Raw genomic sequence first — 12,896 nt, forward strand, 5'->3', positions numbered from 1 at the left:
ACCATGCTCACACCGGATGAAGCCACACGGCTGCTGTCGCTCGCTCAGGATGCGCAGACCAGGGGCGATGTGCTCCTGCATCTGCACGTGGAGATCGGGCGGCTGACCGGACAGACGTCGTCATGGGGCTCGGCAGACAACGGCCTGGCCGTGAACGAGAGCATCGGATACTTCCTCGGGCAGGTCGAGCGGATCGGGTGGCGGCTCGAGCACACGGGGTACACCTTCATCGAGTCCGGGGCGACGACCTCGAACCGCGTCCTGAGCACGGGAACCGGCGTGGTCAACCACGGCGCCGTGTCGGGGTACTTCACGTTCCGGCGCGCCGCCCCCACGGCATCCTGAGCGGCGCACAATAGGGACATGGGACTTTTCCAGCACCGTCCAGAGGAAGAGGAGAACCAGTGGGTCCTCCCCTCCGAACCGCTCGATCGCGATGCGGCCGATGTGCTCGACGCCGTGCCCTCGGCCGACCCGCTGTCGCTGGGGTTCGAGGGGCAGGTGACCTCGATCGTCTTCCCCGTCGCGCCGGTGCTGCCGGAGGCCGGAGCCGACGAGACGGGCGAGCCGAAGGACTGACGGGGCACTGCCCCCCGCCCGCCGCCGGGCGGTGTCGCCGACCGCGGCTACGGTGGAGGGATGACGATCACCGCCGCCGCAGACGGCTCCGCCCTGGGCAACCCCGGCCCGAACGGCTGGGCCTGGTACATCGACGACGCGAACTGGGCCGCCGGCGGCTCACCGCACGGCACGAACAACCAGGGAGAGCTGCAGGCCGTTCTCGAGCTGCTGCGCGCCACGGCCGGCGCCTCCGAGAAGCTGGTGATCGAGTGCGACAGCAAGTACGTGATCGACTCGATCACCAAGTGGATGCCGGGCTGGAAGCGCAAGGGATGGCGCAAGTCCGACGGCGGACCCGTGCTGAACCGCGACCTGATGGAGGCGCTCGACGAGGCCATGCGAGGCCGAGACGTGACGTTCGAGTGGGTCAAGGGCCACGCGGGGCACCCCCTGAACGAAGCGGCGGATGAGCGTGCGAACGGCGCGGCCAAGGCGTACCAGGCGAAGCAGGAGCCGAACCGCGGCCCCGGTTTCACGCGGGGCGCGGCGGATGTCGATGCCCCCATGGCGACGCAGCCCGACCGGGACTGGCTCGCTCCGGCCGACGACGCGCGGGCGGATTCCCCCTCCCCCGCTGCCGCACCCGCTGCTGCATCCGTCGCCCCCGTCGCGTCTCCCGCCGACCTTCCCGCCGAGCCGCTGTGGGCCGAGGCATCCGACCTCTTCGACGGCCTCGACGACGCTCCCGCAGACGACCCGATCGAGCTGCGCCTCACGCTCAGCGGCGATGAGCATGCGCGTCTCGCCGACCTCGCGGACGCGCAGGGCGTCACCCTCGAAGAGGCGCTGCGCCGCCTGATCTGAGCCGTGCGTCGACACGGCGTTCACGACTCCTCACGAATCACGGCCGACGCCGCAGAAAAGGCCGGATCCCGTGGGATCCGGCCTCTTCTCGAGGAGTTGTGAACGCTCAGACGGCGAGCAGCTCCCGCTCCAGGCGGGCGTACGAGGCTTCCATGCCGTCGGTCATGCCGGTGGCGAGGATCATGTCGCGCGTCTCCTTGTCGGGGTACTCGATGAGGAGGGTGATGAGCGTCGCGCCGTCCTCTTCGTAGAGGTTGAGGTCGTTGAGCGTCTCCGTCGGCATCCCGGTCATGCGTTCCGTGGTGACCGCGCGGCGAGGGGCGTCGACGAGCAACGCCTCCCCCTCGAATCCGAAGGGCTGGCCCTCGGTGTCACCCACCGGCGCCCACGAGGTGCGGTACGTGTCTCCGGGCGCGGTCGCGACCACGCACTCGGTCATCTCCCACCCGTCGGGTCCGAGCAGCCACTGCTTCATGAGCTCGGCCTCGTGGTGCGCACGCCAGACCAGCTCGCGCGGACCCTCGACGAGCCGGGTGATGCGCACGTGCGTGTCGTCGATGAGCTCGGTGCGGGTGCCCTTGCCCTGCGCGTAGTCGCGGAGGTCCTGCAGCACGGCGTCGAGCTGGGCCATCGCCATCTTCGTGCCCTCGACCGCGCCCATCGACACGACCTGCTCCAGCGCATCGGCAGACGCGAAGTGGCTGGTGGTGACCATGCGCGTCCCCACCTCGGAGGGCTCGAACGTGAACACCATCCGCATCGAGGGCAGGTCGGGGTCGGGCGTGCCCTCCTCGTCGGCGAACGCGTCGAGCACCTCGAAGCCGTGCGGGGCGTCGATGCGCAGGAACTCCCACGTACCAGAGGCCTTCTCGCCGCGGGGTCCGTTCATCGTGTAGTTGGCCTTGCCTCCGACCGTGTGGTCCCAGGCGGTGAAGGTCGCCGGCCATCCGGGAGGACCCCAGAAGCGCTCGAGCTGGCGCGGCTCGCTGTACGCGGCCCAGACCCGCTCGATCGGCGCCGCGAAATCGGCGACGACGGTCATCGTCAGGTTTTCGGCATCGGTGATGACGTCGGTGACAGGCATGTCACTCTCCTTCTTCTCTTCGTTCGTTGTCGGTGGCGTTGTCTGCTCGACCCGCGGGCGCTTCGGCCAGCAGGTCGTCGAGCCGGGCGATGCGCGACCGCCACAGCTCTTCGTATCGGGCGAGGAGCGCCCTGGCGCGGGCGATCATCTCGGGGTTCGCGCGGACGAGCCGCTCGCGCCCATCGGCGCGCTTGACGATGAGGTTCGCCGCTTCGAGCACGGACACGTGCTTCTGCACCGCGGCGAAGGACATCTCGTATTCGGAGGCGAGGGTCGAGACGGACTGCTCCCGCTCGATCGTCCGGCGCAGGATGTCGCGCCGGGTCGCCGTCGCCAGTGCGTGGAACACACGGTCGACCTCCGCTTCGCTGAGTTCTCTTTGTACAACCATTTGGTTGTACGTTATGCGACGACGGATGCCGTGTCAAGAGGTTCCCGCGAATCGGCTACCGCGGTCCGATCTAGCGCCGCCGCCCCTCCAGAGCCCCGGCGAGCAGCACGGCCACGAGTCCGGCGACGGGCGCGATGACGAGTCCGACCCGAAGGCTCGTTTGATCCGCCACGAGGCCGACCAACGGGGGCGCGAAGAGGAAGCCCAGGCGCAGCAGCCACGACACGATGGTCAGGCCGACGCCATGCCGCAGGCCCGGCAGCTCGTCGGCGGCGTGCATCGCTGCAGGGATCAGCGTCGCGATGCCGAAGCCCACAGCGGCGAAGCCGACGATCGTGCCCGGGATGCTGGGGAACAGCAGCGCGAGACTCATGCCGATCGCGGCGATGATCCCGCCCACGCGCGCGACGGCGCGCTGCCCGAACCGATCGACCAGGGGGTCGCCGAGCATCCGCCCGATGAACTGCGCACCGACGAGGGCGATGAAGCCGAGCGGGGCCACCGCGGCCGGGGCGTCGAGGGAGTCGGCGAGGTACAGCGTCGCCCAGGAGTTGCCCGCATCCTCCGCGATGCCTCCGGCCATCGCGATGAGCGTCAGCGCGGCGAGCATGCCGACGATGCGCGGGCTCACCCTCCGCTCCGGGGCGCCAACCTCGGCCTCGGTGGTCACGGCATCCGCAGCATCCGGTCCGGGGAGACAGAACCGCAGCGCGCAGAGCGCGACGACCGCGAAGAGCGCGGTGGAGATCGAAAGATGCAGGCCCACCGGAAGCCGCAAGGCGATCGCGACGGCGCCCATCGCACCTCCGAGAACCGCTCCGATCGACCAGATCGCATGGAACGAGTTGATGATCGAGCGTCCGAAGCGCCGCTGCACGCGGAGCCCGTGCGTGTTCTGGGCGACGTCGGTGATCGCATCGCTCGCCCCGGCGAAGAACAGCGCGGTGGCGAACAGCACCGCCGACGGCGCGAACCCTGCGCACAGGTACCCGCCGCTCGTGAGCACCGTGCCGAACACGGCGACCTTCGCCGAGCCGAAGCGACGCAGGAGGACCGCGGCTCCCAGACCCGCGACGATCGCACCCGCGGGGAGCGCCGCGATCGAGAGACCGTACGCGGCGTTGTCGAGTCCGAGCGCCGCCTTGATCTCCGGGTAGCGAGGCAGGATGTTCGCGAACAGGGCGCCGTTCGTGAGGAAGAGCGCGGAGACGGCGATGCGGGCCCGTCTGGCGGCGGCATCCGTCGTGTTCATCGCGCCCCATCCTCCCACGGGGCGACGGCTCACAGCCCTTCGGCGATCTCCTTGATCGCGGCGAGGCGGCGGTCCCAGTCCCGGCCGATGGCGTCGAGCTTCGCGGCGGTGACGGCGAGCTCGGCGCCGATCACGCGGAAGCGCACCTCGCGCCCGACCGGGATCGGCTCGACGAGCCCGACCTCCTGCAGGACCGCCAGGTGCTTCGCGATGGCCTGACGGCTCACCGGCAGGCGCCCGGCGAGGGCGGATGCCGAGGCATCCCCCTCGCCGAGAGCCGTCAGGATGCTCCACCGCGTCTCGTCTGCGAGAGCGGCGAACATGGGGATCAGGGTGTCCGCGGTCACACTTCACCTTCGACCAGGGCGACGAGCTTGTCCAGCTCGGAGTCCCAGCCGATGCGGTGGCTCTCGAGGTTCTCGAGCGGGGCCGACGTGCGCTCGAAGCCGCTCTCGACGACGGTGAGCTGCGTGCCGCCGTCGATCGGCTCCAGCGTGAACGTGAAGACCGTCGAGGTCTCGGGGTCGAGCACCTCAGGTCGTGCGTCCTGCGCGTCGTCGTTGCCCCAGCGGTAGGCGATGAGGTTCGGCTCGTCGCAGGCTTCGACGCGCAGCGGGATCGCTCCGTAGTCGGGGAACGTCATCGTGCCGGTCGCTCCGACGCCGGCGCCGTCGAGCACCGTGCGGCCGAACCAGCGCGAGATGTGCTCCGGTTCGGTCACGGCGCGCCAGACCTTGTCGACGGATGCCGCGATGCGGATCGTGCGCCGCACCGAGAACGTCTCCTCGTCGACGACGGATGCGGGGTTCTCTGTCATGTTGACCATCATGGTTCCTTTCCCGGGGTGCGGCCGGATCGCCGCTCACCTGCAACTCAAGAGTTGCACACACTCCTCACTGACGCAACCCTGGAGTTGCACTTGTTCGACGGCCCTGTCTCACGTCCGGAGCGTTCGCGCAACCCGCTGTGACCCCGAGCACCACGCGCCTACGCTCGGAGCATGGCCGAGCTCACCCAGCCCACCGGACACGAAGACGCACTGCGCGCCCTCCCGCGCGACGACGGCACTCCTCCGCGCGTGCTGGTGCTCGGCGCGACCGGCTACATCGGCGGACGCCTCACCCCGCGACTCCTGAACGCCGGCTACCGCGTGCGCATCCTCGCGCGCGACGCAGCGCGGGCGGCATCCTTCCCGTGGGGAGCCGACTGCGAAATCGTCGAGGGCTCGGCCGACGACGCGGATGCCGTCGCCGACGCCGTGCGCGATGTCGACGTCGTCTACTACCTGATCCACTCGATGAGCGCGGGCAAGGGCTTCGAGGAGGCGGACGAGAGGGCGGCGGAGACCGTCGCCGAGGCCGCGGCGACCGCGGGCGTGCACCGCATCGTGTACCTGGGCGGGCTGCATCCCGCCGACGTCGCGCTCTCCCCGCACCTGCGCTCCCGCGTGCGCGTCGGAGAGATCCTCCTGGCGTCCGGCGTGCCGACGCTCGTGCTGCAGGCGGGGGTCGTGATCGGCTCCGGCTCGGCATCCTTCGAGATGATCCGGCACCTGACCGAGGTGCTGCCGTACATGCCGGCGCCGAAGTGGGTGCGCAACCGCATCCAGCCGATCGCGGTGCGCGACGTGCTGCACTACCTCCTCGGGGCGGCCCGCGTGGACGCCGACGTCAATCGCGCCGTCGACATCGGCGGACCCGACGTGCTGCGGTACGGACAGATGATGAACGGCTATGCCGTGGAGGCCGGACTCCCGCAGCGGGCGATCGCCGCGCTGCCCGTGCTCACGCCGGGGCTCGCCTCGCACTGGGTGAACCTCGTCACCCCGGTGCCCCGCGCGATCGCGCGGCCGCTCGTCGCGTCGCTGCAGAACGAGTGCGTCGTGAAGGACAGGGCGGTGGACGAGATCATCCCGCTCCCGTCGGGCGGACTCACGCCCTACCGCCAGGCCGTGTCGCTCGCGCTGGGCCGGCTCGACGCCGACAGCGTGGAGACCAGCTGGCAGGATGCGGAGGTGTCCGGCGCCCCGAGCGACCCGCTGCCGAGCGACCCGGACTGGGCCGGCCGCACGGTGTTCACCGACGCGCGCACCGTCGAGACCGACGCCTCGGCCGCGGACCTGTGGCGCGTCATCGTCGGGATCGGCGGGGAGAACGGGTGGTACTCGTCGCCGCTGCTCTGGGCGGTGCGCGGGTGGATGGACCGGCTCGTGGGCGGTGTCGGGCTTCAACGAGGACGCCGCAGCCGGAGCGCCGCGAGGGTCGGCGACGCGATCGACTTCTGGCGCGTCGAGGCCGTCGAGCATGCGGATGCCGGGAGCCTCCTGCGCCTGCGCGCCGAGATGAAGGTGCCGGGCGACGCCTGGCTGGAGCTGCGGGCGGTGCCGGAGGGGGATCGGGCGAGGTACGAGCAGCGGGCCGTGTTCTTCCCCCGCGGGCTGGGCGGGCGGCTGTACTGGCTGGCCGTGCTGCCGTTCCACGGCTTCATCTTCGCGGGCATGGCGGCGCGGATCACCGCGGCGGCCGAGATGCCCAGGGAGCCGATGACTCCGGTCGCGGACATCGCGGACGACGCCGCCCCCTCGCGCACCTGACCGTCGCGCGACGGTCAGGACGGACTAGCGCGGCCCGCGCCTGCCCACGCCCGCGAACAGCGAGTGCAGCAGTGGGAGCACCGACACGCAGACGAGCGTGATCCCCAGCGGCGGAGCGGACGGGACGAGCAGGGCGCCGCCGATGAGCAGCGCCGCGAACAGCACGCCGGAGGCGATGCGCCTCGCGATGCCCTCCAGACGATCGAGCCGTCGTTCGAGGCGCGACGTGTCGAAGGTCACGCTGCCCTCGTCGACGCGCGAGATGATGTCGTCGATCCGCTTCGGCAGCCGCCAGGTCACGGCGGCGTTCTGCATGGCCTGCTTCGCGAGGTCCTGAATCAGGTTCCCGGACTCGTCGCGCAGCAGGCGCCCGGCGTAGGGCTCCGCGGCATCCCACACGTTGAACGACGGGTCGAGGCTGCTGCACATGCCCGACGTCAACGAGACGGCACGGATCAGCAGCAGCATGTTCTCCGGCAGCTGCAGGGGCAGCGAGCGCACCATGTCGCCGAACTCGTCGGCGAAGTCGCGGAACTCCCGCGGGTCGACCGTGCTGAGTTCGGCGAAGCCCATGCCGCCGAAACGCGCGAACAGGGCGGTCAGCGCGCGTTCGAGCTCGGCCGTATCGGCCGAGGGCAGCAGCACGCCGATCTCCTGCGCGGCCTTCACGAGACCGCGGCTGTCGCGCCCGGCGATCGCGATGAGGAGGGTGCGCAGCCCGTCGCGGAGACTGTCGGGCACCTCGGCCATCATCCCGAAGTCGATGAACGTGAGCCGGAAGCCGCGTTCCCCGGCGGCGGATGCCGGCACCGGGGTCACGAAGATGTTGCCGGGGTGCGGGTCGGCGTGCACGAAGCTGTGGGTGAAGACCTGGTCGAACATGACCTCGGCGAACACGTCGGCGACCTCGGAGGGGTCGATGCCCGCGGCGCGCAGGGCGTCGGTGTCGTTGATCTTGATCGCGGTGACGTCCGACAGGGTCAGCACCCGACGCGTCGAGCGCTCCCAGACGATCTCGGGGGTGTCGACGCGGGGGTCGTCGGCGAAGTTCTCGCGGAACCTCTCGGCGCTCGCAGCCTCGTGCAGGTAGTCGATCTCCTCGAGGCTCGTCTGGGCGAACTCCTCGACGAGACCGGGGGCGTCGACGCGGTCGGCGACGATCCGCACCCGGGTGAGCCAGCGGGCGACCCGGCGGAGAGCGGCGAGGTCGGTCGCGACGATCGCGTCGATGCCCGGTCGCTGCACCTTGACGACGACGTTCTCGAGGCCGGTGTCGGCGGCGTCGAGGTCGGAGAGCCGGGCGCGGTGCGCCTGGCCGAGGGATGCCGCGGCCACAGGGTTCTCGTCGAACCACGCGTAGGCGCGCTCCAACGGAACCCCCAGCTCGGCCTCGGCGACGACACGGATGTCGGCGAACGGCACGGCGGGCACCTCGTCCTGCAGCCCCTCCAGCTCCTTCGTGATCTCCGGCGGGAGAACGTCGAGGCGGGACGACATGAACTGCCCGACCTTGATCATGAGCCCGCCCAGAGCGATGGCGAGGGCGTGGAAGCGCCGGGCGAAGCGCTGCATCCGACCGGCGCGCGTCCGCTCGGACACGCGGCTCAACCCGATGCGGGGCAGGACCAGCTCGAACCACCAGATGGCGAGGAACTCGCGCGCCGCGAACGACAGGATGCGACGGTAGCGGGCGCGGTGTGCGCCCTGCGCCGCAGCATCCGTCATCGCGCCGTCCTCTCGCTGCTCCTCAGCGGAGGCCGCACTGCCACGCGGTCAGTCCTGGGCGAGGATCGAGTACAGCCTACGACGGGCCTCGTCGAGCACCTCGATGGCCTGCTGCACCTGCTCGGGCGACCCCGTGCGCCCCACCTGGGCGGCAGCCGCGGCGAGGTCGACGCCGGCCTTGGGCAGCGCACTGAAGCGGGTGTGGTCGCGGGGTCCTGAGGCCTCCCACGGCGCGGGGGTCTCGGTGGCCTCGGCGGCGACCTCTGCTCCGGCATCCGTGAGCGAGTAGGTCTTGCGGCCGTTCTGCTCCTCGGCGGTGATGAGACCCTCGTCGGCGAGCAGCTGCAGGGTCGGGTAGACCGAGCCGGCGCTGGGCTTCCACGATCCGCCGCTGCGCTCGGCGATCTCGTTGATGATCTGGTAGCCGTGCATGGGCTTCTCGGCGAGAAGCGAGAGCACGGCCGTGCGGACGTCGCCTCGCGCCATGCGCGAGCCGCCGCTGGGTCGGGGCGCGAACGAGGTGCGCAGCTGCTCCATGGCCTCGAAGAGGGCGGATGCCGGTCCGGCGCCCGCACCCGCGAACGGGTTCGAGGGGAATGAGTTGTTCATGGTGACCTCCCGATATCGGTAGCGATACTCAACGATATGTCGTTAAGACTGGGAGTGGGGTGGGAGTCTCAGACGTCGAGACGGCCGTGCACGACGCCCCACGACTTCGTGACCGGGTCGAGGATCGCGGGCACCTCGGAGTGCGGAGCCGCTCGGCCCGCCTCCACGCACTGCCCCTGACTGCACTGATGCTGCACGACCACGAGTTCCTCCTCTGGCAGGCGGAGGAAGAGCCGGAAGATAATGCTCTCGTCGGCGATCTCCTCCGATCGCAGCACGCGGAGGGCGGTCGGGGCGCCGACCCTGACCAGCTCGACCGTGGCAGCCGCGCTCATGCCGACGTGGAACCAGAGGCTCAGGCCGATGATCCCGAGGAAGACGCTGACGAGGAACACCGACACGACGACCCACCAGTCGGGCACGGCGAGGATGCTCAGGACCACGCCGACGAGACCGACCACGACGAGCATGGCCGCGATGATGCGCTGACCGACCGCGCCGCGGTGGCTGGTCAGCTCGACCTTGGTCCATTCCGGGGGTTCGGCGGGCATGTGGTCACTCTAGGGCGCGCCGTCGCGGAGACGGGCTTCCGGGGGCCAGTTAGCTCCCGGAGGGCTCAGTCGGTTCCCGGAGGCCTCAGTCGCGCAGCACGGAGTCGAGCAGGCCGGGGAACAGCTCGTCGAGGTCGTCGCGGCGCAGCGTCAGCGTCCGTCGGCGCCCGTTGGGCTCGTTGCGGATGACACCCGCTTCGCGGAGCACCTTCATGAAGTGCGACTTGGTCGACTTCGGCAGGTTCGGGTCGGTGGAGTGGCAGGCGGCCATGTCGAGAGGGCCGTCGGCGAGCTGTCGCGTGATCGCCAGACGCTCGGGGTCGCTGAGCGCGAAGAGCACGTCGGTGAGCCGGATGTCGGATCGATCCGGGTGGGGGAGGTCGCCAGGCATGGTTCGAGAATAGTTGAACAATCGACGGATGGCGAGTACGCTCCGATAGTTCGATGATTCTCGAACCGACAGGAGAGGTCATGACCATCACTCAGCCGATCGTCACTCCGGGGGCGACCCACTCGCCCGCCGGGCCGCGGCGCGCACGGTTCGGTTTCGCGCTCGCGATCGCGGCGCAGATCGCGATGATGATCGGCGCGAGCGCGCCGTCGCCCTTCTACCCGGTGCTCGCGCAGGACATCGGGTTCGACGCGATCGTGATCAGTGCGGTGTTCGCCGTGTACGCGATCGCCCTGCTGCTCGCGCTGCTCACCGCGGGGCCCCTCTCCGATCATGTCGGGCGTCGGCCGGTCGCGATCGCCGGGTTCCTGCTGCTCGCCGCGAGCATGGCGCTGTTCTGGCATGCCGACTCCGTCACGGCGCTCGTCCTCGCCCGCGTGCTGCAGGGCGTCGCGAGCGGCATCCTGATCTCCGCGCTGTCGGCCGCCGTGCTCGACCTCGCGCCGGGTGGACGGACCGCCACCGCCGCACTGTGGAACGCGCTCAGCCCCGGCATCGGCCTCGCGCTGGGGGCGCTCGTCTCTGGAGTCGCTCTGGACCTCACCGGTCAGCCGCTGCTCGACGTGTTCGCCCCGCTCACCGTCGTGTACGTCGTGCTGGCGGCGCTGTTCCTGCTCGCGCCGGAGACCGCTCCGCGACGACCGGGGGCATGGGCGTCTCTGAGCTTCCGGCTCTCGATCCCCGCCGGCATCCGCGCGGACTTCTGGCGTGCGGCGCCCGCGGTGATCGCCGGCTGGGCGACCGGTGGACTGTTCCTGTCGCTGGGCGCGACGATCGTGCGCACTGAGCTGGGCGGCGAGGCGCACACCTGGCAGGGACTCTCGGTGGCGATGCTCGCCGGGGTCGGAGCGCTCACCGCGTTCGCGATGCGGCGGCGTCGCCCCCGAACGACGGTGATCTTCGGCACGGCCGCTCTCGCATCCGGCACGGCGCTGTCTCTCCTGGCGCTCGGGGCGGGGTCGCTGCCGTTCTATCTCGTGGCCACGGCGATCACGGGCATGGGCTTCGGCACCGCGTTCTCGGGGGTCGTCGCTTCGCTGGCTCCGCGCATCCCGGCGACGGAGCGGGCGGACACGTTCGCCGTGATCTTCCTGCTCGCGTATCTCGCGTTCGGCGTTCCGGCGGTCGTCGCCGGCGCCCTTGTCGGCGTGGTCGGGCTCGGTCCGGTGTGCATCGGCTACGGGCTCGTCGTGATCACTCTGGCGGTGGTCGCGCTCGTGCTGCGGGTGCGGCGCGGGGAGTAGCGGGACGCCGGCGCGGCCAGTGTGATGGATGCGCTGGGGAGCTCGGGCGGCGGTCGCGTGACGGTCACCCGTGCGAGCCCGAGGGCGGTCGTTCGCGTAAGTAGAGCTCGCTGGCGGTCGTTCGCACAAGTAGAGCTCACGGGCGTTCGTGTGCGTGAGCACAGCTTACGGACGGTCATTCGCGTGAACTCGCGCGAAGGCGACCCGCGCCGCCTCACGCCGCGATGTCGAACCGCGCGCGCCCGCCCAGCCTCGGCGTGCGGGACGCGTCGACGTATCCGGGCGGGATGAACCACACCCGTGCCGAGACCCGCGCACCGTCGATGCGGATCTCCCACCCGTTGTCGTGGATGCGGTGATGACAGCTCTCGCAGAGCAGCACGCCGTTCGACAGGTCCGTCGGACCTCGGTCCCTCCGCCACCAGCGGATGTGATGAGCCTTCGTCATCCCCGGCGGGAGGCCGCACATCGCGCATCCGCCATCGCGTTCGACGAGGGCGAGGCGCTGCGCCCGCGTGAAGAGCCGCTTCTCTCGCCCCCAGTCGAGGATCTCGCTGTCGCCGCCGAGCACACAGGGGATGACTCCGCCCGCCGCGGCCATCCTGCGGGCCGCTCCGACGCTGATCGGCTGATCGATGCCGTCGATCGTCGCCGAACCGGTGCCGGACTCGAGATCGTCGAGGGTCATCCGCACGATGACGGTCGCACCGGCCAGCGGGAGCCGTCGGTTCTCGCATCCGAGGACGTGCGCGCACACGGCCGACAGCGCGTCGGCCTGAAGCATCGGGACCGTTCGCCGGTCGACATCGGGCGCATCGACGTCGGGCGCATCCTTGCGCGCGGCGAACGCCGCGGTGACGTACCCGCGGATGGCGGTGACGAGCGGCGCCGCGGTCTCGGCATCCAGTTGCGCGGAGAGATGCAGCATCCCGTCGCGCTCGAACATGGTGAGCGACCGTCGTGAGCACTGCTCGTCCGACCGCGGCTCGACGCCGTCGGGGTCGAGCCACGCTTCGGCGCGCACGACGAGTGTGCGAACCTCGTCGAGCGCGAGCCCTGCGGCCGCCGCGGTCAGCACGCGCTCACCCTCCGCCACTCGCCCCGCACCGGCCGCGACGCGGCAGCGTTCGAGCAGGCCGATGATCAGCGACGCCGCCTGCGCGCCGATCTCCCCCGCGGCGAGCGCGGCACGGACGAGCGGATAACGCGCGGGGAGACGAGCCCCCAACAGGTCGGTGCGGGGCGCCGTCGCCTCACCCACCGAGACCAGCCTCGACGCGTCGCCGGTCGAGACGCCGACCGTCGCGGCGATGAGCTTCGCCGGCGAACGGAAGCCCTGTTGCTTCGCCAGCCCCTCGGCCCCCAGTTCAGGTCGCGACTCCCGCGAGATGGAGGCCGCCACATCGACGTGCACGGCATCCAGTCGCCTGCGCACCATGCCGAGGGCCTCGTTCACGGCGAGAAGCTGCTCCCGACTCAGGTCGGTCGAGTCGTCGGCATCCGCCCACGCCTCATCGAGGCGGGACATCGCCTCCTGCAGACCGACCAGCTTCGACATGTCCCCATTTTAG

The 12,896-nt window shown here is 70.7% G+C and carries 15 protein-coding genes; 5 read left to right on the forward strand and 10 right to left on the reverse strand.

Going from position 1 to position 12,896, the window contains the following annotated elements; genetic code table 11:
- Positions 1 to 3 precede the first annotated feature (3 nt).
- From ACFVRO_RS02640 to ACFVRO_RS02650, 3 genes are read left to right on the forward strand one after another with little or no spacing between them, the layout of a single operon-like run.
- Positions 4 to 345 carry a hypothetical protein gene (locus tag ACFVRO_RS02640; RefSeq protein ID WP_105673120.1) on the forward strand — a complete coding sequence of 114 codons (342 nt, stop codon included), beginning with the start codon at positions 4 to 6 and terminating at the stop codon, positions 343 to 345.
- An 18-nt stretch (positions 346 to 363) separates the two neighbouring features.
- A complete protein-coding gene (locus tag ACFVRO_RS02645) occupies positions 364 to 579 on the forward strand; it encodes a hypothetical protein (protein ID WP_105673119.1) in 216 nt (71 codons plus the stop codon).
- Between the two features lie 60 nt (positions 580 to 639).
- Complete coding sequence (locus tag ACFVRO_RS02650) at positions 640 to 1,425, forward strand: ribonuclease H (protein ID WP_386948941.1); 786 nt, start codon at positions 640 to 642, stop codon at positions 1,423 to 1,425.
- A 106-nt stretch (positions 1,426 to 1,531) separates the two neighbouring features.
- Here the strand turns inward: ACFVRO_RS02650 and ACFVRO_RS02655 are convergent, their stop codons facing one another.
- The 5 genes from ACFVRO_RS02655 to ACFVRO_RS02675 form a co-directional block, all read right to left on the reverse strand.
- Positions 1,532 to 2,509, reverse strand: a complete 978-nt coding sequence (locus tag ACFVRO_RS02655) for an SRPBCC domain-containing protein (protein ID WP_386948944.1) — start codon at positions 2,507 to 2,509, stop codon at positions 1,532 to 1,534.
- Position 2,510: 1 nt separating this feature from the next.
- Positions 2,511 to 2,900 (reverse strand): helix-turn-helix transcriptional regulator, encoded by a 390-nt coding sequence (locus ACFVRO_RS02660; protein WP_105673116.1) that lies wholly within the window; start codon positions 2,898 to 2,900, stop codon positions 2,511 to 2,513.
- A 70-nt stretch (positions 2,901 to 2,970) separates the two neighbouring features.
- Positions 2,971 to 4,152, reverse strand: a complete 1,182-nt coding sequence (locus tag ACFVRO_RS02665) for an MFS transporter (RefSeq protein ID WP_386948947.1) — start codon at positions 4,150 to 4,152, stop codon at positions 2,971 to 2,973.
- 29 nt (positions 4,153 to 4,181) lie between these two features.
- On the reverse strand, positions 4,182 to 4,499 hold the full coding sequence (locus tag ACFVRO_RS02670) for an ArsR/SmtB family transcription factor (RefSeq protein WP_386948950.1): 318 nt from the start codon (positions 4,497 to 4,499) through the stop codon (positions 4,182 to 4,184).
- Positions 4,496 to 4,969: an SRPBCC family protein gene (locus ACFVRO_RS02675; protein ID WP_386948953.1), complete on the reverse strand. Its 474-nt coding sequence runs from the start codon at positions 4,967 to 4,969 to the stop codon at positions 4,496 to 4,498. Before ACFVRO_RS02675 ends, ACFVRO_RS02670 begins: the two co-directional genes overlap by 4 nt.
- Before the next feature lie 183 nt (positions 4,970 to 5,152).
- Here ACFVRO_RS02675 and ACFVRO_RS02680 point away from each other — a divergent pair, with 183 nt between their 5' ends.
- Positions 5,153 to 6,745 (forward strand): SDR family oxidoreductase, encoded by a 1,593-nt coding sequence (locus ACFVRO_RS02680; RefSeq protein WP_386948956.1) that lies wholly within the window; start codon positions 5,153 to 5,155, stop codon positions 6,743 to 6,745.
- A gap of 24 nt (positions 6,746 to 6,769) precedes the next feature.
- Here ACFVRO_RS02680 and ACFVRO_RS02685 read toward each other — a convergent pair whose 3' ends face one another.
- The 4 genes from ACFVRO_RS02685 to ACFVRO_RS02700 form a co-directional block, all read right to left on the reverse strand.
- Entirely contained in the window at positions 6,770 to 8,470 is a 1,701-nt protein-coding gene (locus tag ACFVRO_RS02685) for an ABC1 kinase family protein (RefSeq protein ID WP_386948958.1), read from the reverse strand.
- A 48-nt stretch (positions 8,471 to 8,518) separates the two neighbouring features.
- On the reverse strand, positions 8,519 to 9,079 hold the full coding sequence (locus tag ACFVRO_RS02690) for a PadR family transcriptional regulator (RefSeq protein WP_223587331.1): 561 nt from the start codon (positions 9,077 to 9,079) through the stop codon (positions 8,519 to 8,521).
- 68 nt (positions 9,080 to 9,147) lie between these two features.
- Positions 9,148 to 9,630 (reverse strand): hypothetical protein, encoded by a 483-nt coding sequence (locus ACFVRO_RS02695; protein ID WP_386948960.1) that lies wholly within the window; start codon positions 9,628 to 9,630, stop codon positions 9,148 to 9,150.
- 85 nt (positions 9,631 to 9,715) lie between these two features.
- Positions 9,716 to 10,021: a helix-turn-helix transcriptional regulator gene (locus ACFVRO_RS02700; protein WP_105673110.1), complete on the reverse strand. Its 306-nt coding sequence runs from the start codon at positions 10,019 to 10,021 to the stop codon at positions 9,716 to 9,718.
- Between the two features lie 80 nt (positions 10,022 to 10,101).
- On the opposite strand from ACFVRO_RS02700, the gene ACFVRO_RS02705 reads away from it, so the two are divergent.
- Positions 10,102 to 11,325 carry an MFS transporter gene (locus ACFVRO_RS02705; protein ID WP_386948963.1) on the forward strand — a complete coding sequence of 408 codons (1,224 nt, stop codon included), beginning with the start codon at positions 10,102 to 10,104 and terminating at the stop codon, positions 11,323 to 11,325.
- 214 nt (positions 11,326 to 11,539) lie between these two features.
- On the opposite strand, the gene ACFVRO_RS02710 is transcribed toward ACFVRO_RS02705, so the two are convergent.
- Positions 11,540 to 12,883: a DUF222 domain-containing protein gene (locus tag ACFVRO_RS02710; RefSeq protein WP_386948966.1), complete on the reverse strand. Its 1,344-nt coding sequence runs from the start codon at positions 12,881 to 12,883 to the stop codon at positions 11,540 to 11,542.
- Between the last annotated feature and the right edge of the window lie 13 nt (positions 12,884 to 12,896).

Origin of the sequence: Microbacterium sp. NPDC057944 (assembly GCF_042887445.1) — a bacterium.
Taxonomy (GTDB): domain Bacteria; phylum Actinomycetota; class Actinomycetes; order Actinomycetales; family Microbacteriaceae; genus Microbacterium; species Microbacterium natoriense.

What these genes read in the sequence shown, in the direction of transcription:
- ACFVRO_RS02640 (WP_105673120.1), top strand. Translation starts at nt 4, where the DNA reads ATGCTCACACCGGATGAAGCCACACGGCTGCTGTCGCTCGCTCAGGAT.
- ACFVRO_RS02645 (WP_105673119.1), top strand. Translation starts at nt 364, where the DNA reads ATGGGACTTTTCCAGCACCGTCCAGAGGAAGAGGAGAACCAGTGGGTC.
- ACFVRO_RS02650 (WP_386948941.1), top strand. Translation starts at nt 640, where the DNA reads ATGACGATCACCGCCGCCGCAGACGGCTCCGCCCTGGGCAACCCCGGC.
- ACFVRO_RS02655 (WP_386948944.1), bottom strand. Translation starts at nt 2,509, where the DNA reads ATGCCTGTCACCGACGTCATCACCGATGCCGAAAACCTGACGATGACC.
- ACFVRO_RS02660 (WP_105673116.1), bottom strand. Translation starts at nt 2,900, where the DNA reads ATGGTTGTACAAAGAGAACTCAGCGAAGCGGAGGTCGACCGTGTGTTC.
- ACFVRO_RS02665 (WP_386948947.1), bottom strand. Translation starts at nt 4,152, where the DNA reads ATGAACACGACGGATGCCGCCGCCAGACGGGCCCGCATCGCCGTCTCC.
- ACFVRO_RS02675 (WP_386948953.1), bottom strand. Translation starts at nt 4,969, where the DNA reads ATGACAGAGAACCCCGCATCCGTCGTCGACGAGGAGACGTTCTCGGTG.
- ACFVRO_RS02680 (WP_386948956.1), top strand. Translation starts at nt 5,153, where the DNA reads ATGGCCGAGCTCACCCAGCCCACCGGACACGAAGACGCACTGCGCGCC.
- ACFVRO_RS02685 (WP_386948958.1), bottom strand. Translation starts at nt 8,470, where the DNA reads ATGACGGATGCTGCGGCGCAGGGCGCACACCGCGCCCGCTACCGTCGC.
- ACFVRO_RS02690 (WP_223587331.1), bottom strand. Translation starts at nt 9,079, where the DNA reads ATGAACAACTCATTCCCCTCGAACCCGTTCGCGGGTGCGGGCGCCGGA.
- ACFVRO_RS02695 (WP_386948960.1), bottom strand. Translation starts at nt 9,630, where the DNA reads ATGCCCGCCGAACCCCCGGAATGGACCAAGGTCGAGCTGACCAGCCAC.
- ACFVRO_RS02700 (WP_105673110.1), bottom strand. Translation starts at nt 10,021, where the DNA reads ATGCCTGGCGACCTCCCCCACCCGGATCGATCCGACATCCGGCTCACC.
- ACFVRO_RS02705 (WP_386948963.1), top strand. Translation starts at nt 10,102, where the DNA reads ATGACCATCACTCAGCCGATCGTCACTCCGGGGGCGACCCACTCGCCC.
- ACFVRO_RS02710 (WP_386948966.1), bottom strand. Translation starts at nt 12,883, where the DNA reads ATGTCGAAGCTGGTCGGTCTGCAGGAGGCGATGTCCCGCCTCGATGAG.